The organism is Algoriphagus oliviformis, assembly GCF_017254915.1.
In the GTDB taxonomy this organism is placed as follows: Bacteria; Bacteroidota; Bacteroidia; order Cytophagales; family Cyclobacteriaceae; genus Algoriphagus; species Algoriphagus oliviformis.
Map to the genome: position 1 here is coordinate 286082 of NZ_JAFKCT010000003.1, position 24721 is coordinate 310802.

The following is a 24721-nucleotide window of genomic DNA, read 5'->3' on the forward strand; positions in this document are numbered from 1 at the left end:
ATGGTTAGAAATAAATTAATTGGACTATCCGGAAGCCGGATACGGTACGAAGTCGAGATGTAAGGGCATCTCGCAACATATGTCTTTCAGGATGAAAAAAAACTCATCCTAGGATCGGTCTGATTGGGCATGGTGGACGGAAAACCTTTGCCAGGTGCTACTCGTCTGTAATTTAAAGCTAGAAAAATGATCATCGCTTACAAAATCAAGTCTGGTTATTTTTATCCAAATCAATAATTCTTTATTAATTTTTTTAGACAAACTGACTTCATTATCAATTAATATTGATTTTTTGCAATATCCTTAAATTAAATTTTGGATTAGCGACAGGGGTAAAACCCAAAAAAACAGCGGTTTAACTACAGCCCTTCTTAAAATTATCGCCTAGCTTCCCTTTGACCAGACTTCTCCAAAAAAGCGTCCAACCGGCGGAAAAAAATTGATGTTGATCTCGCAAAAAAAACGGCGTACCCAAGAATTTTGCCTCTTTTTTAGCCAAATAGGCCGCTAGCCCCAAAAAAGCACATCCAAAAACCATCTTCAAAAAAGAGCGGCTACCGGACCTGCCGAGTCCGCAAGGTCTCCGCAACCGATAGCCGCAAATAGGCCTCAAGACTTCCTCCAGTAAAAAATCGTGAAGTCTCGAACCTATTTAAATGAGGGTGATAAACTCCTCTTTTGGTGTTCTGACTTTCTTCATGGCCACCAGCCAATCTTTGGCTTCGTCACGGTAGCCGAGTGGTAGGACTATCGCGCTGCGCAGGCCTTTTTCCTCCAAGCCCAGAATCTGGTCTACCTGGGCACTATCAAAGCCCTCCATGGGCGTGGTGTCGACCTCTTGCTCTGCTGCCGCTACCAGCGCGCTTCCCAGAGCGATGTAAGCTTGCTTGGCCGCGTGGTGGAAATTTTCCTCTGCGGTCTTGGCGGTGGTCATGGCAATCAGGCGGGTGCGGTAGGCATCTGTCGCGCTATCCGGCAGGCCTCTCTCTTTGTTGCTTCTCTCAAAAACCTTGTTGATCCGCTCCTCGGTGTACTGATCCCAAGCCGCAAACACCAAAACATGGGAAGCATCGGTAATTTGGCTTTGGTCATAGGCCGCTGCGCGGAGCTTTTGCTTGACGCCCGGGTCGGTGACGACCAGCACCTCGTAGGGCTGCAGGCCGGATGAGGAGGCACTTAGCCGGATGGCTTCTAGGATATATTCCACTTTGTCTTCAGGCACGGCTTTACCATTCATAGCTTTGGTCGCATAGCGCCATTTGAGATTTTGGATTACGTTCATGGTAGTTGGTTGTTGATACTTTATATGTATATACACAGATAAACCGCGCAGCTTTTGTAAATAGTTCCAGCCAAGGGCAAAACGAGGGAGAAAAATCCCAGACGGATGAAAACCGGGTTGGCATAGCAATAGACGAATGCGCAAGGAACCGCATCGCAAGGATTCCTGTTTTCCCCAGCAAAGCCCCGAAACACTCCCGAGGGGCATCTTTTCTTTTTTGATGTTCATCAGATGAATCCGGAAACCATCAGTCCTCAGGTCAAAAAAATCCTTCCCGGCATCCTGGCCACGTCCATCTTCATGCAGATGCTGGACTCCACGATCCTGAACACCTCCCTGCCAGCCATCGCCCAGGATCTGAACGAATCCCCGCTCAATATGCAAAACGCCATCATCAGCTACGTGCTGACTTTGGCCTTGCTGATGCCGATCAGCGGTTTTTTGGCGGACAAGTTTGGTACACGGAAGGTATTCATCGCCTCACTGCTGCTCTTTGCGCTGGGATCGCTCTTTTGCTCGCTCTCGCAAAACCTCACCCAGCTGGTCTTCGCGCGGGTACTGCAGGGCGTCGGAGGAAGCCTGATGACCCCGGTGGGAAGGCTCACCCTCATCAAGACCTACCCGAAAAACGAGCTGGTCAAAGCCATGAACTACGCCATCGTGCCCGCTCTCATCGGCCCTGTGCTTGGCCCTTTGGTCGGTGGATACATGGTGGACTACCTCTCTTGGCATTGGATCTTTTTGATCAACCTGCCCATCGCTTTCATGGGAATCGTCCTGGGGCTGAAGTTTATGCCCGACTACCAATCCAAGCGCCTGGACTTTGACCTGAAGGGCTTCCTGTTCTTTGGAGCGGCGTCCTTTCTGCTTTCCATTTCCCTGGAACTCCTTGGGAACACGATACACATCACGCCCATTTTGGGAGCCTTGGTGTTGGGCTTTCTGATGCTGTTTTTCTACTACCGCCATGCGAAAAAAGAGGAAAACCCTATCTTCCCGCTCAACCTGTTCCAAGTGCGTACCTTCCGCGTGGGCATCTTGGGCAACTTGGCTACCCGACTCGGAATCAGCTCCGTTCCGCTGCTGCTGCCACTGATGGTCCAGATTGCCTACGGGCAGTCCGCCGTGGTATCCGGATGGATCGTGGCTCCCATGGCCTTGACGGCGATTTTTGGAAAAACAGTGGTCATCCGCATCCTCGACCGCTTTGGCTACAGAAATACGCTCATGGCCAACACCTTCATCATAGGGGCTTTGATCTGTTCCTTTGCCCTCCCAAGCCTTCACTCCTCGATCTACTGGCACCTGCCCATCATCGCCTTGCTGGGATTTTTCAACTCCATCCAGTTTACCTCCATGAACTCCATCTCCATCGCCGACCTTCGGGGCTACCACACCAGCAGCGGCAACTCCCTAATTTCCGTCAATCAGCAATTGGCCATCGGCTTTGGGGTGGCGTTTGGGCTGATCGTATTGAAGCTCTTCGAGGGCGACGTGAAGCTGATCCACAACGAGATCCACAATGCCTTTCGCTATACCTTCCTAGTCATCGGCAGCCTGACCATCCTTTCCAGCTTGGTGTTTCGTAGATTGCATTTCCGCGACGGGGAAAACCTGAAAGCCTGACCCAACATGTCCGACACCGAAGTCTTCTACCCCAAAACCGCCTCCGACTGGCAAGACTGGCTGGCGACAAACCATGCTTGCAAAACGTCGGTGTGGCTGGTATTCTATTCCAAGGCGTCCGAAAAGCCCTCGGTCACTTGGAGCGATGCCGTGGACATGGCGCTGTGCTACGGCTGGATCGACAGCAAAAAAGTCAAAATCGATGCGGAGACCTTCCATCAGTTTTTTAGCAGGCGCAAGGCAAAAAGCACCTGGTCCAAAATCAACAAGGACAAGATCGCCGCTTTGACCGAAGCCGGGCTGATGGCAAAGGCAGGATTGGATGCGGTGGAGATGGCGAAGCAAAACGGCTCTTGGACACTGCTGGACGAAGCCGAGGACCTGCTCATCCCGGATGATTTTCGCCAAGCCTTGACCGACCGACCCGGTGCGATGGATTTCTATGAAAGCCTGAGCAAGTCCGTGAGAAAAATGATGTTGACCTCGCTCGTGCTGGCCCGACGACCCGAAACCCGCCAAAAGCGGATCCGAGAGATCGCCGACCTCGCTGCCAAAGGAATGAAGCCAAAGCAGTTTTAAGCCTAGGCTTGCAGGACAAAACACTTTATCTTTCGGCTGCGCCCCCCAAAATCCATCCACGCATGAACAACCCCAAAGTCGACTTCTACTTTTCAGAAAATGAACGCTGGAAAAAGGAAATCACCGAGCTTCGGAGAATCGCGCTGGCTACCGGCCTGGCGGAGGAACTCAAATGGGGATGCCCCTGCTACACCCTCCACGGCGCCAACATCATCCTGATCCACGTATTCAAGGAATATTGCGCGCTACTCTTCTTCAAGGGCGCCTTGCTCTCCGACACCCACGGCATCCTCATCCAGCAAACCAAAAACGTGCAGGCGGCTAGGCAGATCCGATTCACTGACCTGAAAGAAATCCAAGAGCAGGAGGCCTGGGTCAAAGCCCACATCTACGAGGCCATCGAGGTGGAAAAAGCCGGCCTCAAAGTCGAGCTTAAGAAAACCGCAGAATACGAAGTGCCGGAGGAGTTCCAAGTCAAACTGGACTCAGACTCTCGCCTCAGAGCGGCTTTTGAAGCACTGACCCCTGGGCGGCAGCGGGCCTATCTCTTTCATTTTTCCCAAGCCAAGCAGTCCAAAACCCGCGAAGCGCGCATTGCCAAGTGCCTCCCTGCGATCTTGGAAGGCAAGGGCTTAAACGACTGAGGAAAACTTTTTTTGTCGATTGCGTAAATTGACCTTCCAACCCCTTCCCCAAAAAAACGCCATGGGCTTAAAAATCATACTCACAGGAACCACCGGCATGGTCGGCGAAGGAGTCCTGCTCGAATGCCTCGAAAACGACCAGGTTTCCGAGGTGCTCAGCATCAGCCGTCGCCCCTATGCCATTTCCCACCCCAAATATTCCGAACTCCTGCTGTCCGACTTCATGCAGATCGATGCCCATCGCGACCGGCTGCGGGGCTTCGACGCCTGCTTCTATTGCGCGGGCGTGAGTTCGATTGGGATGAGCGAAGCGGACTATACGCACATCACCCTGACCACCACCCTCCGCTTTGCCCAAGTCTTGGCGAAACTCAATCCCGAGATGGTGTTTGACTTCGTCACCGGCGCGCTCACCGACAGCAGCGAACAGGGCAGGTCGATGTGGGCGCGGGTCAAAGGGAAAACCGAAAACGAGCTGATGAAGCTGCCCTTTCGTGGCCAGTACAATTTCAGGCCAGGCCTGATGACGCCAGTCAAAGGACAAAAAAACGTCAAGGGCATCTTCAAACCCTTCATTGCCATCCTGCCTTTCTTCATGCCCAAAAAGACCCTCAGCCTCCACGAGGTCGGTCGCGCAATGATCCGCACGGTCACCGAAGGCTATTCCAAACAAGTACTGGAGGTGCCGGATATCAAGGTGCTGGGAGTTTGACCGGGACAAAGTTGAAGATCTGGCTAAGGAAGGCTACCTTCCTTAGCCAGCTCCGAAACATGCTCCAATGAAAATCGATCGCCCCTTCAACCAGCTCAGCAGAGACGAATACCGCCACTTCATCGAGCATCACGCGGACTACTCCGATTTCAACACGCTGGGGCTCTACCGCTCCATCTGCGAAAACGAAAGCCTGGATCTGGCCGCACGCATCGAAGTCCGGGACTTTGCCAATCGCTTCTTCGAAAAGACCTTCGAATTTCTCCAAGTCAAAGATCCCCGCACCTATTTTGAGCTCAGCACCCTCGGCGAGGAGCTAACCAAAGCAGATGCCGCACAGATTTGGCGGGAAATCCGGATAAACCAAGAGCGCATCCTCGCGGACAAGAAGATCAAGCACCGCAACTTTGGCGAGTACTCCCGGCACAACTGCGGCCATCCCGGCTGCCCCTTTGACGGGATGATGATCCGTCAAGATTCCTGGCTGACAGAGTACCACATGCACTTCGTCAGCGACCGCACTCGGGACGGGGTAAAAGCCAAGTCGGCACGATTCAAAAAAGAACGGAAAACCAAAAACTGGAGACGGGAGGAGGAATAAGGCTTCCGCGCTTCGGGACTAGTCTTGGCTCACCTTGCTTTTCCACCAGTTGGCATTGGGCTGCCAGGTAGGGGAAAGCATGTCTTTGCGTTCCTTCTCCAGCGCCGGCCAGCGCTTTTCGCGCACGCCCTGCAGGTAGGCACGCTCAGCCTCCGCGTCGTAGGCGGGATCCGCGTAGGCCATGTTGGCACCGTGCTTTTTCAGATAGGCCAGCAGGACAGCGTCCATCTCCTTTACGCGCTTTGGCTCCTGCGCCGCGATGTCCTTTTGCTCACTGGGATCAGCTTCCAGATCGTAGAGCTCCCGACGCCCATCTTCCCAATAGTGGATCAGCTTCCACTTTCCACGCCGGATGATGGAGCTGGGGTCTCCGCCTTGGTTTCCATAGTGTGGGTAGTGCCAAAACAAATCCCGCTCCGCCGACTTCTTTCTTTTCCCGGCCGCAAACAGGTCTATCCCTTCGATCTCAGCCGGAGCCTTTGCGCCCGCCAAAGCCAAAAGCGTGGGGTAAATATCTATGCCCGTAGCAGGGATGCTGAGCTCCTGCCCTTGGTCCTGTCCGGGAAGGTGGATAAAGTACGGCACCCGCAATCCTCCCTCCCATTGGTAGCCCTTGCCTCCTCGCAGGGGCAAGTTGGAGGTGGAAAAGTTGTCCCCGGAAGCGACGCCTCCATGATCGGAGGTGAAGACGACCACGGTGTTTTCCGCCAAACCTGCCTTGTCCAGCGCCTCCATCACCCTACCCACGGCATCATCCATGGCCTCGACAAGTCCCGCGTACACAGGATTGTCCTGCTCCACGCGGATGGGTAGCCTCCGCTCCATCTCGAAGCCTTGGTCAGCAATACCGTTTTTCTCCGCTTTGACACGAAACTTCGCCCACTTCTCCTCGGTCGTCTGTATGGGGCCATGCACGGCATAGAAGGAGAGCATCGCAAAAAAAGGACGCTCGTGGTCTCCCTCGATAAACTGCGCTGTTTCGTTGGCAAGGCGCATGCTGAGATTTTCCCCGTCGGGGCCCTGCTTGAGTTTGGGGTTGTCGTAGGGGGCGAAGTAGCCGCCTTTGGGGCTTCCCGACTCAAACCCACCGATATTGGTCTCGAAGCCATGGTCTTCCGGATAGGAGCCCTCGCTTCCCAGATGCCATTTTCCCGCAAAAAAAGTCTCGTACCCAGCCTCCTGCAAAGCCTCCGGAAGTGTCGTCAGCTCGGAGTCAAGCGCGTGGGAATAGCTCGGCGGCAGCAGCTTGGTATGCCGCCCCATATCCCGCCAGGCTTCTCCCTCGGGTGCACCTATCCAGTCGGTGATCCCGTGCCGCGCTGGCGTCAGTCCCGTCATCAGGCTCGCCCGCGCAGGACTGCATACCGGCGAGGAGGTATAGCCCTGGGTAAATTGGTAGGATTTCCCAGCCAAGCGATCCACGTGGGGAGTTTCGTAGTAGCTGCTCCCGGTGACACCGAGATCGTGATATCCCAGATCGTCCACGACGATGAAGAGGATATTGGGCTGTTCTTGCTGGGAAAAAGCGGAAAAAAGAGGCAGGAGCCAAAAGCCAAGACAAAGGCCGGAAAAAGGAAATTTCTTCATGGCGGAAAAATAGGGCATTGACACTAATTATCAACAACCTTTTGCCAATACCAAACTTTTCTCTGCTTGAAAACAAACCTGCAAAACCGAAAAATTTCCCAATTTGCAGTCAAATCACAAACCACATGAAACTACTCCAAGCCATCAAAGAGCATCCCGAGTCCATCACTTTTCCCGAGGTCATCGCCTACATCGATGAACACTACGAATTTACCCCCACCCGCTTTGTCAACGGAGTGACAGTGAATGAAGCTGGACAAAACAACGGAAGCTGCAAGATCTTCTCCTTTGCCAAGCTCAACATGCTGACCGCCGAGCAGACCCTGGCGCTGTTTGGAGACTACTACCGTGTCGACGTACTGGGCAATCCCAATGGCACCGACCACCAAAACATCCGCAACTTCATGCTCAAGGGCTGGGAGGGTATCCGCTTCGACGGTGACGCGCTGAAGGCCAAGTAGGCTAGGCCTTTCATTTTTGAGGTCGGGAGCGTCAACACCGACGCCCAAACAACTGGAACCAATACTTCGAGTATTCAACACAATCTTCAGTTTTTACCGAAACTTCCAGTATTTTAACCCAAATTCCGTCCGGGTGCCATGCCAAAAACTCGTTCCCTCTACAACGCCAAAGTCATCTGCCTGACCTATTTGGTCGTGGGCATTTTCTGGATTTTGTTCAGCGATGGGCTTGCCGCCTACTTTTTCAGTGACGACATCCGAAAGCTGTCCCAGTTTCAGCTGCTGAAAGGCTTTTTCTACGTGGGCGTCACCTGCCTGATGCTCTACTACCTCATCCGGAAAATGACCAACAGCATCAACAAGCGGAAAATGGAGCTGGAACTGCTCTTTTCCAATCCCAACTTGGGAATCCTGAAGCTCGACGCGACGGGGATCTTCACGCAGGTGAGCAGCAACATCGTCGCGATCACAGGCTACTCCTCCCAGGAGCTGGTGGGAAAACACATCAACCACTACACGCCCGAAAACCGACGGGAACAGGATGGTACGGAGCTGCAAAAAATCGCCAACTCCAACTCCAACGGCGACTTTGTGTTCAGAAAGCACTTCCAGACCAAAAACGGCCAGGAAATCATCATCCGCGGCTATGGCATGCGGATCAAGCCCAACAAAAACGAGGCTCCCGGCTACATCGTCGCCTTTCAAAACATCACCGAGGAGGTGCGGTTTCTGAAAGCCCTGGAAGCCCACAACACCCAGCTCAAAGAGCTGGCCTCCGAGCAGTCCCACCTCGTGCGGGCTCCCTTGGCCAGGATCATGGGCATCGCCAATCTCCTGCAGGAGCCCGAAACCCTGGATTCGATGGAAAAGATCACCCTGATCCAAAATCTCGAAGTGTCGGCCGAAGAGCTGGACATCGCCCTTAGGGACATTTCCCAAAAGATGAATTCCAAACCCCACTAGATCCGGTCAGCCCAACCAAATTAAAAACTATTGTTTAGTTGTTGTTTTCGCCAATATTTATCTCCTTGGGTTTTAGTATATAAAAATGGCATTTCGCCAGCCTACTTTTCAACCCTTGATTTTTCACATGAAAGCCCCCTTGACCCAACTTGCCTTTAGCGCCCTAACCATTGGCGTATTTTCCTGCGGAGGAAACCCCGAAAACAGCAACAGTCCCCAAAATTTTTCGCTCGAGATCGTCGATTCTGTCCAGGTAGATTTTCTCGGAGAGATGATGCTCCAGGACTACGATCCCAAAGCGGACAAATACCTACTCACGACCGACGTGTATTACGAATACCTCGAGGTGGACGGGCAGGGAAAGATCCTCAACCATTATAAGTTTAGCGAAGAGGGCCTCGCTCCCGTCAGCCAAGCCATGGGATTGGGCTACTTCGACGGCGATGTGACGGTATTTAATCCGCCCAAAGGCTACTACCGCTTCCGCGACTCGACTAAGGTCGGGGAAATCAAAATCCCCTATCCCTACCAAGTTCAAATCATGAATCCAAAGCTCGGAGTCTTTGAAATCGGCAACAAGCTCTACTACCCCAAACCATGGCCGGAAACACTCGCCGTCAACATGGAAGAAGGCGAGTTTTATCAGACGATGTACCGACTTCCTATCATCGAGTCCCAGGACAAGAGCACAGGAGACACCTTGGGCGTACTCAGTTTGCCGGAGACATCCACGCTACTCGGGGATCAGATCCACGGTTTTCCGGTTCCGGTCTACACGCTGGATGGTAACCGGCTGCTGCTCAGTATGTGGTTTGAGCCGAGATTTTACGTCTATGCCAAAGAAGGGGATCGCTTTGTCTTTGAAAAGACCGTAGAAGTGGATATCCCGGATTGGGTTCCGTACACACCTGTAGCGCTAGACCAAGCACAGCGATTTTTTGAAGAAAACAGAAAGAAAATGCCCGGTAACCTGACCAACATTCTCGTATCCGGAGACTACTACATCGCGGTGTACAACAAAGGACTACCCGAAGCCAAGACCACCGAGCTACAGCAATCCACCGAGCGAGACCTAGCGAGGCAACGAATGAACCCCAGCTATGCGGCGATTTTCGACAAGGACTTCAAGCAATTGGCGACAAACGTCCCCTTTCCCATCAATGCCAACTACCCCAACGTGGTCAACAAGCAAGGCGAACTCGTGGTATCCAAAATCGCGGCGATGTCCGAGACGGAAGATGACGGCATTATTCTCTACCGGTTGAAGGTAAAGGCCGACTAAGGGCCCGCCCGCTGTTCCGCGAGCGGCGGCTCTCGATTTTTCCACTTCTTTTTCAAAAAAACTTTCCTCTTCTGTGATTTTTCTAAATTCTCAGAGACTAATGCTGTAAACACCGGTAGATGAGGAAAGAAGAAGAATTCATTGCCTTAATCCATGCGCACCAGGGACTGATTTTCAAGATCGCCTCCTTTTACACCTCTTCCAAAGAGGAAAAAGAGGACTTGAGCCAGGAAATCATCTATCAGGTTTGGAAGTCTTTTGACCTTTTTCAAAACAACTCCAAGCCCAGCACCTGGCTCTACCGGATAGGAATGAACACCGCCATCACGCAGCTCAACAAGTCCAAACGAAAGGTAACTGCAGTGCCTTTGGACGGAATCCAGCTGCAATGGATCGAGGAAACGGATTCGGAAAGTGAGGAAAAACTTTCCCAGCTCTACGCAGAGATCAAAAAGCTGAACCTGCTGGACAAGGGCATTGTGCTGCTTTTTCTCGAAGCCAAATCCCACGAAGAAATCTCGGATATCCTAGGAATCAGTGTCAGCAACGTCGGTACGCGCTTGTCGCGGATCAAAGAAAAACTAAGAAAAGGCATCCACACTCACTAAAGCAACAAACCATGGAACTCGAAGAAATGAAATCGCTTTGGGAAGAACTCAGCCTCAAAGTAGAACAACAGGAAAAAATCCAAAAAAAAGTACTCATGGACATCACTCAACACAACTATAGAAAGCGCCTCAACTCCATCCGAATCCCGGAATTGCTGGGAAGCATCGTCTGCCTGGGCTATGCGGCCTACTTTATCCTCAGCTTCTCCAAGTTGACCGTCACGATCAACCAGGTCTTTGCGGCCTTTGACATCCTGTTTCTGATCGGCCTGCCGATCGCCAGTCTTTTGGCCGTCCGAAATCTGAACCAGCTGAATCTCGTCCAAACGACTCCAGCCAAGACTTTGGAAAAGTTTGCCAAAAGAAAGATTCAATTCTTCAGAGTGCAGCAGTTTGGGTTTTTCCTTTCGGGACTCTTTCTGATCAGCGTCCTACCTCCTTTGGCCGAAATCTCCGGAAAAGCAGACATCATCCGACAGCCCTACTTCTGGCTGATCTACGTGCCCGCTGGGCTGCTGTTTATGTTCTTTTTCGGAAGATGGGGCATGAGAAAATACCGAAAAATCATCCAGGACTCTGAGGACATGATCCGGGGCTTGGAAGACTGAGGGCTCTGCTTTCCGGGCTCTGCCAGGCTGGGGGAAGTCGAAGCCAGAGCTTAGATTTCGGATTTCGGATTTGGGATTTGGGATTTGGGATTTGGGATTTGGGAATCAGCCCCAGATATCGCGTACTAACCGAAAACTGTGACTGATTCCTGAAAGGGTTCTGGAGCCTGCCGGACGGAGGCTGAGACTGTGACTGAACACTGGAAACGGCCTACTCCACTTCCACCACAAACCGCACATACCTGGTCATGGGATGCTCAGCTTTGTCCTTGACCTCAGCGATGACGTGGAGCTGACCGGTGGCATTGGCAGGAAGCTGTACGGTCACTTGGTTTCCGGCGGCGGATAAGCCAGCCTCGCCTTGGTAGCTTCCGACCTCTTGGTAGATCCAAAACTTGGTTTCCAACTCATTCCCATCAGGATCAGAAGCCTCCACCTCCAGGACGATACTTTCCCCAGCTTTGGCAGAACGTGTCGCTTGGCCCTTTGCCTTCACCATCGGAGCGTGGTTGGCATCAGCATAGTCCTTCACACACCAATCCGCCCGGGCGGCAAAATCCTGCTGGATCGCCTCCACCCAGCGGATCTGGGGATAGGTAGCGTCGAGGGTATCGGTAAAGGGGTTGAAATCCAAAACCCCGGCACCGTCTTCCCATCGATTGGGCTGCTCAGGGGACTGCACCAAGCGACCTCCCCAGCCTCCCCACTCGGGATGGTTGAGGTTGTCCAAGCCGACATCGATCAGGTGCAGGTAGGCGGGAGAATCACCCTCGGAGATGAAGTCATAGACCCCAAAAGTCCCCCACTGGGCATTTCCCAACTTTGCGGAATCCCCATGGATATGCTCCTCGTCCCCGGCTTGCTTTTGCCCATCTCCATAGCTGTAATATTGCTTGAGCAACGGCCCGTGGTTGTTGATGATTTCTGCTCCCATGAATCCCCCTTCGAAAAGGTAATGCTGGGACTCGGGCACCGCCCGCTTCCAGAGGTAGGCAAAGCACCAAAACTGGCTGGCATTGTAAAAGATCCGCAAGTCGGGCCAGTTGGGCGCGATGTATTTCCGATAGGTAGCGTCCTGATCAAGAATGGCATATAGAATAGCTTTGTCCACCACCTTTTGGTAAATGGCTTCCCATTCCGGTGTTCCTTTGTACTGATCCTCGATGGACTTCAGCGCCCGGGCAATGGTATTCGTCCCACCCCACACCTGCAGGTAAATCGGCTCCATGTCCCCATCCAGCAGCTTTTCCTTGATGAAGTCCGAGCCTGGCGTGTCCATTTCCATTTCCCCTTCAAACTCGATATTCCCCACCCGAATCAGACTTCTCAGATGGTCAGCCGTGGGAAATCCCTCCGCATGCTGGCTGAGTTTTGGATAGACTTCCCCATAGGCATCCAATAGCGGATTCATCCACTCCGTACCTGGCCAGCGCAGGTCTGTCTTTGCCCCATAGATCCGCTTTTTCCGAGGTAAACTCAGTGCCTTTCCCATTTCCTGCATAATGCCACATGGAAGAGGAATAGACCAGCCCTTCGATGCGAAACTCATTGGCATAAAGCAGCATGCGGATAAAGGAATCCACATCGTCAATCTCCCCATCGGTGGTGACGATGGTGCGGGGCTTTTGGGAAGTAGAAGCGCGCTCGGTGACAGTTTGGGTCTTGGGCTGGCAAGAAAAAAGTAAAACACCGACGACTAGGGCATAAAGGGTTTTCATAGGCTTTTTGGGTTTGGCAGGATCAAAATAGGAAAAGCCAGGGAGAAAACCATTGACACACCAATCAGCAAAAAGCCCGCAGCTTCATACCGCGGGCTTTCCGTACTCGAAACCTCATTGTTCCGATCAGGGATTGGTCGAAAAGATTGACCCGTTGGCGATCAGCGCACGGCGGTTCATCTTCAGGATGTCGCGCACCCACTCGGCGAAGTCCTCGGGTTGGAGCACCTTCTCCGGATTGCCGTCGGTGAGCCCACCCTGTATGCTCATGTCGCTGGCGATGGTGCTCGGTGTGAGGGTGATCACGCGGATGTTTTGCTTGCGCCATTCTGCCATCATGGATTGGGAGAGGGAGATCACCGCCGCTTTGGACGCCGCATAGGCTGACATGGTCGCACCACCCTTCAGGCCGGCCGTTGAGGCCACGTTGACGATATCGCCCTCGCCCTTGGCTTTGAGGTAGGGGTACACCGCCATGGCCGTGTAGTAGACGCCAAAGAGGTTGGTCTGGATGACCTGTTCCCAATCTGAAGAGGACATGGCCTCCAGGGTTCCCAGCTTGCCTATTCCGGCATTGTTGACCAAAATGTCCACCGTGCCAAGTTCCGCCACCAAGGCGTCAATCCCCGCTTTGACCGCGGCTTCAGAGGCAACGTCGAATGCCGCATAGGCCACTTTTACACCCGTCGCCTTCAATTCCTCCGCTGTCTTTTTCAGCTGCTCCTCATTGCGTCCCGTGATGCCGATATGCACACCCTCTTGGGCGAGCAGCAGGGCCACGGCCTTGCCAAGTCCACGTCCGCCACCGGTGATGATGGCCGTTTTTCCTTTTAGTGAGATCATATTGTTTTGGTTTTTGTCAAACTACCTGAACCCAGAAAAGCGGGGTTTTGTGCCCCAAATGGGTTAGATTCTGCACAAGTCCATAGCGACACCTTCCAAGTACCAGACCCTGAGGAGCTGGCGCGAGGACTAAGATCAGCGGCAGCGTTGCGTGGACTTGAAAAAAATTTTCCGATAAACGTAACCAGTTACACATACTTCTCCCTACATTTACGTAACTGGTTACACAAAAACAGGCTATGGAGGATTTTCTCAGCGCAATCACACACGAAGGACTGGCCGGCAGGCTCAAGCGCCTGAGCGACGAGCTGCTCTATAGTACGCGGGCCTACTACAAGTCCACGGGCCTGGACATCGAGCCCAATTGGCACCTGGTCTTTCTCCTCCTCGAAAGACAGGAACAGATGACCATCACGGAGATCTCACAGGAGCTGAAGATGTCACATCCCGGGATGGTCAAGATCGTCAACGGGATGAAAAAGAAGGGCTACCTCCTCAGTCAATCCGACGAAAACGACTCCCGTAAGCAGCTCCTCAGCCTCAGCGAAAAGGCAAAAAACCTCCTTCCGGAGTTTCGCAGGCACTGGGACGCAGGAATCATGACCATGCAGCAATTGGTCGAAGACAGCCCCCATTTCCTCGACGAGCTCCGTAACCTGGAACTCAAATTTGCCGAAAGCAACTACCAACAGCGCACCTCCGAAAACCTCAAAACCCTATGAACTGGATAGCCGAAACACTGGGATACATTGCCATCTCCGCCGGATTCTTTGCTGCCACCAAAAAGGACATGGGGACCTTCCGGATTTGGCACCTTATCTCCAACCTCTTCTATGTGGTCTATGCGGTATTTTTGGAGTCCATCCCCCTGCTCATCGCGAGTGCGGTCTTCTGCGTTATCCATAGCTACCACCTGAGAAAATTGAGACTGGAAAAAGTCCGGGCTGGCAAAGGCCAGCTTCCCACGGGGCAAGTCTGACAGATCCCCTTTTCCACTTTGCTACCCCTACTTTCTATCGTCATGCACTTTGACTACTTTTGGATAGGCGCAAAACCATCTCAAAGATGAAATCCACGATGTCATTTCAGGAAAGAGCCAAGTTAGGTTTGGAGCGGCTATCCAAGCAGTCGCCCGTCACCTTGACAATGGCACGCAAGCAGGCCCGAAAGCTGAAATCCCTAAGCCAATCCTCGACCAAGAAAAGAAGAGGTTAGAAGTGTTTGCTTCGCGAAATGGGCTTTGGATAGACGACATCGACTTAAGCCAATACATCAGTGAAGGAGCAGAGCAACGAGTTTTCTTAAAAGACTCCGATCACGTCATCAAATTGAATGACGGCGTGTGCTCACCAGAGAGGATGTTCTGTTTTTCATTGACACAGTGTTCTATCTGACAGAGAACTTCTGGAAATAGGTATTCCACCCCTCTGATCATCGCCGGGGCAGTCTTCTGCGTGATCCATAGCTACCACCTGAGAAAAATGAGGTTGGAAAAAGCCCGGACTGCGAAAAACGTCCTCCCTTTGGTGTAATTTCAGGCTGCCAACCCATCCCGACCCATGGACTTTTCCTTTGACAAAGAACTGGTTTTGGAAAACGAAGCCGTCCTGCTCAGACCCCTGCGGGAAAGCGACCTGGATGCCCTGCTGCCCATCGCCACACAGGATCCCCAGCTGCTGCGCTACTCCCTTGCCCCCATCCATTCCCGTGAGCTACTGACCACCTACCTCCAAAAGGCCGCGGAAAACCGCAGAAACAAGATCCGCTATTCCCTGATCGTCTTTGACAAGCGGGCAAATGCCTACGCAGGAGTCACCTGCCTGCTCAGTATCTCCAATCCGGACGAGCGGCTGGAAATCGGCGGCACCTGGTATGGTCGGGACTTTCATCGAACCGGGCTCAACCGCCACTGCAAGTTCCTTCTGCTGGACTATGCCTTTGGATACTTGGGGGCAAAAAGGGTGGAGTTCAAAACCGACGAACGGAACACCGTGTCCAGGACTGCCATCCAGAAGATCGGCGGACAGCAGGAAGGCATCCTGCGAAACCATACGCTGCTGTACGACGGATTTAGAAGGAACACCGTCTACTACAGCATCTTGGACTGCGAGTGGCAGGCGATCAGGGACAGGTTTGCTGGCTGGGGCATTGGGAAATGACCCTTACACCCGGACACCTCCACTTCATCTAGCCTCAAACAGTCTGACCGTATAGTCCAGCAGTGCCACGTCCCCTTCCTTGCCATGCCCCGGGATGACGAGCTTCAAGTCCGGAAAAGCGGTCTTCACACAGGTGACCGTCTCTGGCCAGGCAGCGGTATTCGCATCTCCCAGATAGCCCACTCCGGCACCGAGCTCCTTGACCATGCACCCCCCAAAAAGTACCCCATCGGCAGGGAGGTAGGCGACTACATTGTCGCGGGTATGCCCCTCGCCAAAAAACCGGTTGCTGACGGACAACTCTCCAACGTCCAGATCCAGCTCAGCCTGAAAACCGTTTTGGGGAACCAGATTCCCTTCCGCTGTGGCAAGCTCAATGGTCTTGAAAGAACCGTAGGAAGGAATTTCCAAGGCGTGGAAGGCCTCCAGTCCGCCGACACAGTCGTCATGGAAATGGGTCGCGACCACGCCTTTCACCTTTACGCCACGCTTTTCCAGCCAGCCTAGCAGTTCCCGGCTTCCCGCATCGTCGGTCGGCGTGTCAAAGACCAGCGCCTCGCCCCCATCCACGACGATCATGCCGTTGCAGGCGACCTTGCCAAAGTCCTCCGTCTTCAGGTAGCTCACATGGACAAAGGCATGCGCGCTGACCTGGCGGATTTCCAGGTTTTCTGATTGATACAGGGGCTTGGCTTGCTGGGCAAAAAGAGCGTGCACTACAGTGAAAAACAATACGGCAATCGTGAAAAGTGTTGTTTTCATCAAATTCGGGAAGTCCGTTCAGGATTTTAGGCTTTCGATTTCAGTTTTGAGGAGCGGAATATCCTTTTACAGAATGCTCCAAATCAACTCATCTTCGAGGGAATCGTAGGCGTGACTTATTCTATTTCGCAATCCAATGATTTTCTTGACTGAGGAAAGTTTGATCTCCGGAGCCTGTGACACGAGCTTCTTTACCGCCTCACCAATGATCTCCAAATCACGTTCTACTGCCCTTTTGACCACAAAGTCCTTCTTGTATTGACTGAAATCATTCCCAACGCGAAGCTTGATCTGGTCAAGTTCCCACAGGATGCTTTCGATATCAAGAATGTACTTCAGTACTTTCGGATTCATAGAGCAATACCTTACTTTTCTCGATTTCAGCTATCAAAATAGGGTTTTTAAGGGATTTTTCGGACACCAAATCAATCGGCCTACCAAACAAATCCTCCAGTTTTTCTAAAAGACTAAAGTAGTTGTCCGCGTAGTCCAAAAGGTCGACCGAACGGGAAAAACTGACCAAAAAATCCAAATCACTGGAATCCCCAAAATCTGCTCGCAGTGCAGATCCAAAAAGTGCAAGGGAATCCACCTGGTGCGCCTTGCACAATTCGGCGATTCGATCCATTTTCTCTTGTACCAGTTGAATCATGATGTTTCAATTTACGTCTTTTTCCCAGCTTCTTTTACCCAATGCCGGGAAACTCTCCGGTGCCTGTAGGACGATTTGCTGGAAAGAGGGTATCGCTGGAACTCACCTTAAAGCAACATTGTTGCATGATATAATAATTGACCGCTCGGTTGCCATTATCACAAAATCCGCACCTATCTACTTTTATATCACGCCACAATGACCACTATCAGACACCACGCCATCATCATCGGCGGCAGCTATGCCGGCCTCTCCGCAGCCATGGCCCTAGGCCGATCCCTCCGGGACGTATTGATCCTGGACGGCGGCCAGCCCTGCAACCGGCAGACGCCTCATTCCCACAATTTTCTCACCCAAGACGGCCAGACTCCCGCCGCCATCTCCCAAGCCGCCAAGGCGCAGGCCCTTGCCTACCCCACCGTGCAGTTTAAGGAGGATCTGGTCGTGGAAGCACTTGCGCTGAACGGAGGCTTCCAAGTGAAAACCCAATCGGGCCAGCGCTACCTCTCCCAAAAACTGCTGCTCGCTTTTGGCATCAAGGACGAGCTGCCCGCTATTCCCGGCTTTGCCGAGTGCTGGGGGATATCCGTGCTCCATTGCCCGTATTGCCATGGCTTTGAGTTTAGGGGAAAAAAGACCGGAATTCTGGCCAAGGGAGACCGGGCATTCCACTTGGCAAGCTTGGTATCGAACCTGAGCCAGAAAGTCAAGATCCTCAGCGCAGGCCCCGGTTCTTTTTCGCCCAGCCAGATGGAAAAACTGGCCAAAAACGGCGTGGAAGTCGTCGAAACTGAAGTTTCGGAAATCCGCCATACAGACGGCATGCTGAGCGAAGTCCTTTTTGCCGATGGCACTGCGGAGCCTTTTGACGCAGTCTATGCGGATGTGCCCTTTTCCCTGCCGGAAAAGCTCCTGCAGGGGCTAGGCTGCAAAATCGCCGAGTCTGGAAGGATACAGGTGGACGCCCTCCAGCAGACCAATGTCTCAGGACTCTACGCTTGCGGTGACTGTACTTCGATGATGCGCTCCGTCGCTTCGGCAGTCCATGCCGGAAATCTCGCCGGAGCCATGATCAACCACAGCCTGGTAGCGGAATCCTTCTAGCGGCAGCAAGAACGAGACAGGTCGGAACAGAAAACCGGCCTGCCCTTTTCGTCCAAAGGAGCGGCCTGAAATTATCCTAGGCGCTTGTAACCCCGCCTTGCTGTTTCCTTCAGATTTGAACCCCCCCCCCCCTTTTAATACTTGGGCTTTGCGGCTCGGCTAAAATAGCCACATCCTGCCGAGTTCGATAGCGCTATTTTTTTTGAAAAAAAGCACATTTTTATTGTTTATCAATAAATATTTATCACTTTTATGCCATCTTTCTAAAATCTTAAAACCATGGCAAAAACAAACAACTTCGTATTCTGGGGCCTGTACATCGTGGCTTGGCTCATCTTTGTGGGCCTGTCCATCGAGGCGGGTGGCCTGCTGGTCAATTTCTTTTTTGCCTGGCTCAAGCCGGATGTCGTCCAAAACCTCTACCAGAAACTGGACTTGTCGGATATGTACCAAGGCAGCCCAGCGGCTTTTTTCGGGATGTATAGCTTCATTCTGGCTATTTCGATTTTGAAAGCCGTTCTTTTCTACACCGTCATCCGACTGATGCACACCATGGATTTGACCAAACCTTTCCACACGTTTGTTTCCAAGCAGATCTTCCAGGTCAGCTACTACACCATTGCCATCGGACTGCTGAGCTACCTTGCCCGACAGACCGCCAAAAACCTGACGCATCACGGCATCGCCACCGATAGCCTACACCAATTCTGGGAAGACAGCCAGGCTTTTGTCCTGATGGGCGCGGTCATCTACATCATTGCGACGATCTTCAAAAAAGGCGTAGACCTCCAGGCCGAAAATGACCTAACTGTATAAGCCATGCCCATCATCGTAAACCTGGATGTCATGATGGCAAAGCGGAAAATGTCGCTCAATGAACTCTCGGCAAAAGTGGATCTGACCTTATCCAATCTTTCCATCCTAAAGACCGGCAAGGCAAAGGCGATCCGCTTTAGCACCTTGGAGGCTATTTGCAGAGCCCTCGACTGCCAGCCCGGCGACATTCTGGAATATGCGCCTGACGAGGAAGAGCGCTAGGCATGATATTGAACTTTCACAGCCGTCAGAGATCATGGCATAGTTAGTCTCGAAATTTTCCCCAATCCCAAACTGTCATCAATCAGAAAAATGATCCCCAGCATAGACCCCATCAAAAAGGGTGAATATCCAGAAGTAGTAGACGTTTGGGAGGCCTCGGTCAGAGCCACCCACCATTTTTTGAAGGAAGAGGACATCGCCTATTTCAAGCCCCTGATCCTGAACATCTACCTGGATGCCGTGGACCTGCGCTGCGCAAGGGACAGCAGCGGCAAGATCCTCGGCTTCGCCGGCGTAGCCGAAGGAAACCTAGAAATGCTTTTTGTCCACCCAGACCATCGGGGACAGCGGGTCGGCAAGCTCCTGCTGGACTATGCACTCCGGTATCTTGGGGTAAAAAAAGTCGACGTGAACGAACAGAACGATCAAGCTTTGGGGTTTTATCGGCACTTCGGTTTTGAGGTGGTTGGGCGCTCCGAACTGGACTCCAGCGGCAAGCCCTACCCCATTCTGCACATGGAGCTAAAAAGCTAAGACATCCAAACCCAAAACAACATGCAAAGCGAGTTTCAGGCGGGCATCAACATCGCCATCAAGATCCCCAAAAACAAGTACGGGCAAACGGTCGCGTTTTACCGCGATATCTTGAAACTGGAAGTGCGGGAAGTCCCCATCACCAACCCCACCGTCTCCCGGACGCACGAGGTGAAGTTTGGCGCAAACATCCTCTGGCTGGACTGTGTGGACAACTACACGCACTCCGAGACCTGGCTGCAGCTGACCGTTCCCGACATGGAGGCAGCCACCGCCTACCTGCAATCCAAAGGCGTGGAGACCTGCGACGAGCTCGAGGAAATCCCGGAAAACATGCACTGGATCCAAGACCCGGCCGGCACGGTCTTCAACCTACAGATGCGGAAACCAAGCTAGCGGTTTTGCTGGGCTGTAGGGTTTGCACCACGGAGTCTACAGAGGAAAAGGAAAAAAAATGCTTAACGACCTCCGAAGCCCACATTGAGCTCCAATTTCTCCCGCCCTCTGTGGTGAAAAAATCCAATAAGAAAATTATTCCACTGAGTGCACGGAGGAAAAGGAGAAAAACTCTGCGAAACCTTTGCGCCCTCGGCGTCTCCGCGGTAAACCCAGCGCGTAGCGCATAAAATCTATCCCAATCCCCAACTGGTTTTGGCGAAACCTGCTCGACTCCGTTGACCTCCCCTCGGCCAAAACTCCGCCACCAAATTCCAACACGGAAACCTAGGGTTAAAACCCTAGGCTAGGCACCTGCCGCCCCGATGGGGCTTTGCCTGCTACTTTACCACGGAGTCCACAGAGGAGCAGGAGAATAATGCTTGACGAACTGCGAAGGCCAAACCCATATAGCCTTCCCTTTCTGCTGGTCTCCGTGGTGAAAAAAGTCCAATACCTAGAACGAAGTCCCCTTGGCGACCTTGGAAAGGCAAAGGAGGCAAGACGCCGAAAAGAAACTTTGCGAGACCTTCGCGTTCTCCGCGGTCTTTGCGGTAAACCCATCGCAAAGCGAAAAAAACATGACCCAATCCTCAACCGGTTTTGGCGAGACCTGATTGGCACCATTGACCTCCGCTCGGCCAAAACGGACCATCAAAAATCCCAACCCCCATAACCTAGGGTTGAAACCCTAGGCTATGCACCGGCCGCCCCGATGGGGCTTTGGCTTGACACAATCTTTCTTTACGCCCTCGCGGTAAAAACCCAAGCCGTCGCCCTGCACTGCCCAAAAGTCCCAGATGTTTTATACATTTCCCTCTCATCCCTTTTCCCATGAACACAAGGCTACTGCTCCTGTTTTTGGCGTTTGGCTTCGCCTGCTCTCCCAGGCCCTACGAAATCGCCTATGCCAGCTACCGGGACAGGAACTACGATATTTTCCTTGCGACTGGCGACAGTACCCTGGCGCTCACCACTTCCACCGCCACTGAGTACAACATTTCCTGGGCACCCGATGGCCAAAAAGTCTACTACACAGTCTACAACCAACCCAACAGGCAGATCCACTCCTACGATTTTGCGACCAAGACCGAGACAGTGGTATTGGGAGACAGCACGGTCAGGTCCATCGCCGACGTCTCCAGCGACAATCAAACCCTCTTGCTTGCCCTGGCAGGCGAGCATCCCAAGGGGGAGTTATATCTCTACAATCTCGCTACGAAGGCCAAAACCAGAGTCTCCAACAACGAATGGGTGGAGTCGGGCGCAAAACTTTCCCCAGACGGCAAACAGGTCGTCACCAGCATCCAGACCTCCCTGCCCGACAGCAGCAGCCAAGCTGGCAATGCCGAGATTTTTCTGATTTCCCTCACCGACCAGTCCGTGACCCAGCTGACGGACATCAAGGGGTTTAACGCACTCCCTTCCTTTTCCCCTGACGGAAAGAAAATTGCCTTCCACGGCTGCTCCGGCCCCAACTGTGACATCTATGTCATGAATGCGGACGGATCGGGCCTTCGAAACCTGACCGAAAACACGGTGGACAGCCGCTGGCCGAGATGGACGCCGGACGGGAAATGGATCGCCTACACGCGTACGGTGGACAGCAACTCGGACATCTACTTCATCTCCCCAACCGGAACTAAGTCCAAGCCGGTCATCACCTCTCCGCATAGAGATGAAATAGCGGAGATCAGGCCGGGACGCAGATAGCCTTTTCCACAAAATAACAAACTATTGCAATGGCGGAATTGATAGATCTAAGCCAGGATATTTATGAAGGAATGCCGGTATTCCACGGCCTTCCCCAAGTGAAAATCGGAATCGATGCCACCCACGAGGAGTGGGAAGGGATGGAAAACGCGGACACCGATACTCCGGCGGTATTGAGGATGGAGCTTGGTGAGCACACTGGTACACACGTCGACGCGCTAAACCACATGGGAAGGGAATTTGCCGGGCAATCCATTGACACCATGCCGCTTTCCCTGTTTTACACCGAGGGGATTTGCCTGGATTTTAGCCACAAAGGCCTGTCAGAGCTGATCAGTTCTCAGGAAATAGAAGCCTCGCTTCAGGCTGCTGGCTTGGGCATACAGCCCGGGGATACGGTACTTTTTTGCACCCGGCACTACGAAAGGCACTTTGGCACCGAAAACTGGCCAAATGGCCCCGGCCTGACTGCCGAAGCGGCCCGCTGGCTGGGAGAAAAGAAAATCGCCGCCTTTGGAGTGGAAACTATGTCGCCAGGGGTGCGCAAGGTATCCAACCGGCAGGTGCATCAGATCTGCGGGGAGCTGGGCTTTACCCACTACGAAAACATGGTCAACCTCGACAAGCTTGTCCATCGCGGGCGTTTTCGGTTTATCGCCTTTCCCCTCAAGATCAAGGGCGGCACCGGTTCGCCGGTGAGGGCAGTTGCTGTCTTTGAGTAGGCAAAAACAAAAAAAACTTACTCGCCATTTTAGCATATTTGGAACCGAACTATGGAAATAGAACAAGCAAAGCACAAAGACCTTGTCGACCAAATTGGTGGCCTGTTGAAAAATGGACGCGAACAGGTAGCACGTTCCGTCAACACGATTCTGGTACAGACGTATTGGCTGATCGGAAGACACATCGTTGAGTTTGAACAAGGCGGAAAAGAAAAAGCCGAGTATGGAAGCTTTTTATTCGAACATCTTTCCAGAGATCTTACCCGGCTTTATGGCAGGGGGTTTAGCAGGGCAAACCTGTTGTATATACGCAAGCTTTACCTCACTTTTCCAAAAAGTGAGACACTGTCTAACGTTTTGAGCTGGAGTCATTATTTTGAAATTTTGCGTTTGGACAACGAACTTGAAATTTATTTCTACACAAAGCAGACAGAAAAAGAAAACTGGAGTGTCCGAGAACTCAAACGTCAGATGAAAAGCATGTTATTTCATCGTCTAGCACTGAGCAAAGACAAAAAAGGCGTTTTGGCGCTTTCCGAAAAAGGACTGGAGATCCAAAAAGCGGAAGACATCTTGAAAGACCCGTATGTGTTGGAGTTTTTGGACATACCCGAAGCAAACAGGTATCTTGAAAGCGAACTGGAGGAGAAACTAATTTCCAACCTGCAAAATTTTTTACTGGAGCTCGGAAAAGGCTTTACGTTTGAAAAACGTCAATACCGGATTTCTATAAGTGGGAAACATTTTTATGTGGATCTGGTATTCTACCACCGAATCTTGAAGTGTTTTGTCCTGATTGACTTAAAGCGCGGCGAGGTCACACACCAGGATGTCGGCCAGATGAATCTATACCTGAACTATTTCAAAAAAGAGGTGCATACAGAAGGGGACAATGCGCCTATCGGAATTGTCTTGGGAGCGGAAAAAGACCACATCTTGGTGGAATATGCGACTGAAAGCGTGAGCAACAAGCTCTTTGTGAGCAAATACCAACTCTACCTGCCAGACAAAAAACAACTGGAAAATGAGCTGAACAAGTTGCTGGACAGTGAGTAGCAGTTTGCCGATCGCAACAAACAAACACCTATCTGGACGAAGGGCTTCGAAAGTAGCAACCAGCACTTTCCATTGACGTATTCCACCTCCCTCATTGCCGCAATCGCCTAGCAAGAATAAGCGCCGATTCACAAGTTTTACTCCACATCAAATCGCGAAAGACCATGAGAAAGATCGTCGTTTTAGAGTTCATTACCCTGGACGGAGTCATTCAGGCGCCGGGTGGACCAGAAGAAGATCCTGCCGAAGATTTCAAGTACGGAGGCTGGGTAGCCCCGTATGATGATGAAGTCTCCAACCAAGCCATGGAAAAGATCATGAAGCCCTCAGATCAACTGCTGGGAAGGAAGACTTTTGAGATCTGGGAAAATTATTGGCCCGAGCATGCGCAATACTGGCCTGGAATCAACGAGGTCGCCAAATATGCCCTTTCCAAAACCCGGACTTCTTCCGATTGGAACAATTCCACCTTCCTCCACAGCGTAGATGAAATCAAAAAAGTCAAAGCCTCTGAAGGCCTGGATCTGCACGTCTGGGGCAGCAGCGAACTCGTGCAACTGCTGCTAGAGCATGACTTGGTGGACGAGCTTTGGCTGATGATCCACCCCATCACCTTGGGCAAGGGCAAAAAACTGTTTGGCGACCAGGCAATTCCGGCGGCATTTTCGCTGCAAGAAAGCATCGTGACTTCCAAAGGCGTGATCATCGCCCACTACCTGCGTGCTGGAGAGGTAAAGACTGGCCAGGTCGGTGCCTGAGGTTCGTTCGGTTGTTTTTCGACAGGAGTTCAAGGGGAGCAGGAGAAAAAAATCTTTGCGATACCTCCGCGTTCTCCGCGGCTTTGCGGTAAATGAAGCGCGAAGCGAAAAAAACATAACCCAATCCTCAACCGGTTTTGGCGAAACCTGATTGGCACCATTGACCTCCGCTCGGCCAAAACTGACCATCAAACATCCCAACCCCATAACCCAGGGTTGAAACTTAGGTTATGCACCTGTCGCCCCGATGGGGCTCTGAATCTGTTCTTTTACC

31 protein-coding genes are annotated in these 24721 nt (G+C 52.2%); 23 read left to right on the plus strand and 8 right to left on the minus strand.

Going from position 1 to position 24721, the window contains the following annotated elements; translation table 11 throughout:
• Window positions 1-652: 652 nt before the first annotated feature.
• Window positions 653-1282: an NAD(P)H-dependent oxidoreductase gene (locus J0A68_RS09405; RefSeq protein ID WP_206577956.1), complete on the minus strand. Its 630-nt coding sequence runs from the start codon at window positions 1280-1282 to the stop codon at window positions 653-655.
• A 231-nt stretch (window positions 1283-1513) separates the two neighbouring features.
• On the opposite strand from J0A68_RS09405, the gene J0A68_RS09410 reads away from it, so the two are divergent.
• The 5 genes from J0A68_RS09410 to J0A68_RS09430 all read left to right on the plus strand — a co-directional run bounded on the left by J0A68_RS09410 (window position 1514) and on the right by J0A68_RS09430 (window position 5444).
• Window positions 1514-2908 carry an MFS transporter gene (locus J0A68_RS09410; protein WP_206577957.1) on the plus strand — a complete coding sequence of 465 codons (1395 nt, stop codon included), beginning with the start codon at window positions 1514-1516 and terminating at the stop codon, window positions 2906-2908.
• Window positions 2909-2914: 6 nt separating this feature from the next.
• Window positions 2915-3487 (plus strand): YdeI/OmpD-associated family protein, encoded by a 573-nt coding sequence (locus tag J0A68_RS09415; protein ID WP_206577958.1) that lies wholly within the window; start codon window positions 2915-2917, stop codon window positions 3485-3487.
• Window positions 3488-3549: 62 nt separating this feature from the next.
• Complete coding sequence (locus J0A68_RS09420) at window positions 3550-4131, plus strand: YdeI/OmpD-associated family protein (RefSeq protein WP_206577959.1); 582 nt, start codon at window positions 3550-3552, stop codon at window positions 4129-4131.
• A gap of 19 nt (window positions 4132-4150) precedes the next feature.
• Complete coding sequence (locus J0A68_RS09425; RefSeq protein WP_317195099.1) at window positions 4151-4843, plus strand: NAD-dependent epimerase/dehydratase family protein; 693 nt, start codon at window positions 4151-4153, stop codon at window positions 4841-4843.
• A 67-nt stretch (window positions 4844-4910) separates the two neighbouring features.
• Window positions 4911-5444 carry a hypothetical protein gene (locus tag J0A68_RS09430; protein ID WP_206577960.1) on the plus strand — a complete coding sequence of 178 codons (534 nt, stop codon included), beginning with the start codon at window positions 4911-4913 and terminating at the stop codon, window positions 5442-5444.
• Between the two features lie 18 nt (window positions 5445-5462).
• Here J0A68_RS09430 and J0A68_RS09435 read toward each other — a convergent pair whose 3' ends face one another.
• On the minus strand, window positions 5463-7031 hold the full coding sequence (locus tag J0A68_RS09435) for a sulfatase (protein ID WP_206577961.1): 1569 nt from the start codon (window positions 7029-7031) through the stop codon (window positions 5463-5465).
• Window positions 7032-7156: 125 nt separating this feature from the next.
• Between J0A68_RS09435 and J0A68_RS09440 the strand changes: the two genes are divergently transcribed.
• The 5 genes from J0A68_RS09440 (at window position 7157) to J0A68_RS09460 (ending at window position 10953) form a co-directional block, all read left to right on the plus strand.
• Window positions 7157-7492 carry a HopJ type III effector protein gene (locus J0A68_RS09440; protein WP_206577962.1) on the plus strand — a complete coding sequence of 112 codons (336 nt, stop codon included), beginning with the start codon at window positions 7157-7159 and terminating at the stop codon, window positions 7490-7492.
• A 138-nt stretch (window positions 7493-7630) separates the two neighbouring features.
• Complete coding sequence (locus J0A68_RS09445) at window positions 7631-8455, plus strand: PAS domain S-box protein (protein WP_206577963.1); 825 nt, start codon at window positions 7631-7633, stop codon at window positions 8453-8455.
• A 127-nt stretch (window positions 8456-8582) separates the two neighbouring features.
• Window positions 8583-9737 (plus strand): hypothetical protein, encoded by a 1155-nt coding sequence (locus J0A68_RS09450; protein WP_206577964.1) that lies wholly within the window; start codon window positions 8583-8585, stop codon window positions 9735-9737.
• A gap of 119 nt (window positions 9738-9856) precedes the next feature.
• Window positions 9857-10345 carry an RNA polymerase sigma factor gene (locus J0A68_RS09455; RefSeq protein WP_206577965.1) on the plus strand — a complete coding sequence of 163 codons (489 nt, stop codon included), beginning with the start codon at window positions 9857-9859 and terminating at the stop codon, window positions 10343-10345.
• 11 nt (window positions 10346-10356) lie between these two features.
• A complete protein-coding gene (locus J0A68_RS09460) occupies window positions 10357-10953 on the plus strand; it encodes a hypothetical protein (RefSeq protein ID WP_206577966.1) in 597 nt (198 codons plus the stop codon).
• A gap of 211 nt (window positions 10954-11164) precedes the next feature.
• Here the strand turns inward: J0A68_RS09460 and J0A68_RS09465 are convergent, their stop codons facing one another.
• From J0A68_RS09465 to J0A68_RS09470, 3 genes are all read right to left on the minus strand, one after another.
• Complete coding sequence (locus J0A68_RS09465) at window positions 11165-12364, minus strand: DUF1593 domain-containing protein (protein WP_236021437.1); 1200 nt, start codon at window positions 12362-12364, stop codon at window positions 11165-11167.
• A complete protein-coding gene (locus J0A68_RS22810; RefSeq protein WP_236021438.1) occupies window positions 12288-12671 on the minus strand; it encodes a nucleoside hydrolase-like domain-containing protein in 384 nt (127 codons plus the stop codon). Before J0A68_RS22810 ends, J0A68_RS09465 begins: the two co-directional genes overlap by 77 nt.
• Window positions 12672-12797: 126 nt before the next feature.
• Window positions 12798-13514: a 3-ketoacyl-ACP reductase gene (locus J0A68_RS09470; RefSeq protein WP_206577967.1), complete on the minus strand. Its 717-nt coding sequence runs from the start codon at window positions 13512-13514 to the stop codon at window positions 12798-12800.
• A 239-nt stretch (window positions 13515-13753) separates the two neighbouring features.
• Here J0A68_RS09470 and J0A68_RS09475 point away from each other — a divergent pair, with 239 nt between their 5' ends.
• The 4 genes from J0A68_RS09475 to J0A68_RS09490 all read left to right on the plus strand — a co-directional run bounded on the left by J0A68_RS09475 (window position 13754) and on the right by J0A68_RS09490 (window position 15673).
• A complete protein-coding gene (locus tag J0A68_RS09475; protein ID WP_206577968.1) occupies window positions 13754-14236 on the plus strand; it encodes a MarR family winged helix-turn-helix transcriptional regulator in 483 nt (160 codons plus the stop codon).
• Window positions 14233-14493 (plus strand): YgjV family protein, encoded by a 261-nt coding sequence (locus J0A68_RS09480; protein WP_206577969.1) that lies wholly within the window; start codon window positions 14233-14235, stop codon window positions 14491-14493. Before J0A68_RS09475 ends, J0A68_RS09480 begins: the two co-directional genes overlap by 4 nt.
• Window positions 14494-14701: 208 nt before the next feature.
• The gene (locus J0A68_RS23140; RefSeq protein ID WP_369075005.1) at window positions 14702-14908 is read left to right on the plus strand and encodes a putative polyvalent protein kinase domain-containing protein; all 207 of its coding nucleotides are present in this window, start codon (window positions 14702-14704) and stop codon (window positions 14906-14908) included.
• Between the two features lie 165 nt (window positions 14909-15073).
• Window positions 15074-15673, plus strand: a complete 600-nt coding sequence (locus J0A68_RS09490; protein ID WP_206577971.1) for a GNAT family N-acetyltransferase — start codon at window positions 15074-15076, stop codon at window positions 15671-15673.
• Between the two features lie 24 nt (window positions 15674-15697).
• On the opposite strand, the gene bla is transcribed toward J0A68_RS09490, so the two are convergent.
• The 3 genes from bla to J0A68_RS09505 all read right to left on the minus strand — a co-directional run bounded on the left by bla (window position 15698) and on the right by J0A68_RS09505 (window position 17087).
• Window positions 15698-16435: a subclass B1 metallo-beta-lactamase gene (gene bla / locus J0A68_RS09495; protein ID WP_206577972.1), complete on the minus strand. Its 738-nt coding sequence runs from the start codon at window positions 16433-16435 to the stop codon at window positions 15698-15700.
• Window positions 16436-16501: 66 nt separating this feature from the next.
• Window positions 16502-16789, minus strand: coding sequence for a HepT-like ribonuclease domain-containing protein (locus J0A68_RS09500; RefSeq protein ID WP_206577973.1), 288 nt, complete (start codon window positions 16787-16789; stop codon window positions 16502-16504).
• On the minus strand, window positions 16758-17087 hold the full coding sequence (locus tag J0A68_RS09505; RefSeq protein ID WP_206577974.1) for a nucleotidyltransferase family protein: 330 nt from the start codon (window positions 17085-17087) through the stop codon (window positions 16758-16760). Before J0A68_RS09505 ends, J0A68_RS09500 begins: the two co-directional genes overlap by 32 nt.
• Before the next feature lie 198 nt (window positions 17088-17285).
• Here J0A68_RS09505 and J0A68_RS09510 point away from each other — a divergent pair, with 198 nt between their 5' ends.
• The 9 genes from J0A68_RS09510 to J0A68_RS09550 all read left to right on the plus strand — a co-directional run bounded on the left by J0A68_RS09510 (window position 17286) and on the right by J0A68_RS09550 (window position 24447).
• Window positions 17286-18191: an NAD(P)/FAD-dependent oxidoreductase gene (locus J0A68_RS09510; RefSeq protein WP_206577975.1), complete on the plus strand. Its 906-nt coding sequence runs from the start codon at window positions 17286-17288 to the stop codon at window positions 18189-18191.
• Window positions 18192-18470: 279 nt separating this feature from the next.
• On the plus strand, window positions 18471-19007 hold the full coding sequence (locus tag J0A68_RS09515; RefSeq protein WP_206577976.1) for a DUF2975 domain-containing protein: 537 nt from the start codon (window positions 18471-18473) through the stop codon (window positions 19005-19007).
• 3 nt (window positions 19008-19010) lie between these two features.
• On the plus strand, window positions 19011-19229 hold the full coding sequence (locus tag J0A68_RS09520) for a helix-turn-helix domain-containing protein (protein ID WP_206577977.1): 219 nt from the start codon (window positions 19011-19013) through the stop codon (window positions 19227-19229).
• Window positions 19230-19319: 90 nt separating this feature from the next.
• On the plus strand, window positions 19320-19763 hold the full coding sequence (locus J0A68_RS09525) for a GNAT family N-acetyltransferase (protein ID WP_206577978.1): 444 nt from the start codon (window positions 19320-19322) through the stop codon (window positions 19761-19763).
• Between the two features lie 21 nt (window positions 19764-19784).
• Window positions 19785-20159 (plus strand): VOC family protein, encoded by a 375-nt coding sequence (locus J0A68_RS09530; RefSeq protein WP_206577979.1) that lies wholly within the window; start codon window positions 19785-19787, stop codon window positions 20157-20159.
• Between the two features lie 873 nt (window positions 20160-21032).
• Window positions 21033-21911: a TolB-like translocation protein gene (locus J0A68_RS09535; RefSeq protein ID WP_206577980.1), complete on the plus strand. Its 879-nt coding sequence runs from the start codon at window positions 21033-21035 to the stop codon at window positions 21909-21911.
• Window positions 21912-21940: 29 nt separating this feature from the next.
• Window positions 21941-22633 carry a cyclase family protein gene (locus J0A68_RS09540; protein WP_206577981.1) on the plus strand — a complete coding sequence of 231 codons (693 nt, stop codon included), beginning with the start codon at window positions 21941-21943 and terminating at the stop codon, window positions 22631-22633.
• Window positions 22634-22684: 51 nt separating this feature from the next.
• Window positions 22685-23689, plus strand: coding sequence for a PDDEXK nuclease domain-containing protein (locus J0A68_RS09545; RefSeq protein WP_206577982.1), 1005 nt, complete (start codon window positions 22685-22687; stop codon window positions 23687-23689).
• 164 nt (window positions 23690-23853) lie between these two features.
• Window positions 23854-24447 carry a dihydrofolate reductase family protein gene (locus J0A68_RS09550; protein WP_206577983.1) on the plus strand — a complete coding sequence of 198 codons (594 nt, stop codon included), beginning with the start codon at window positions 23854-23856 and terminating at the stop codon, window positions 24445-24447.
• Window positions 24448-24721 lie beyond the last annotated feature (274 nt).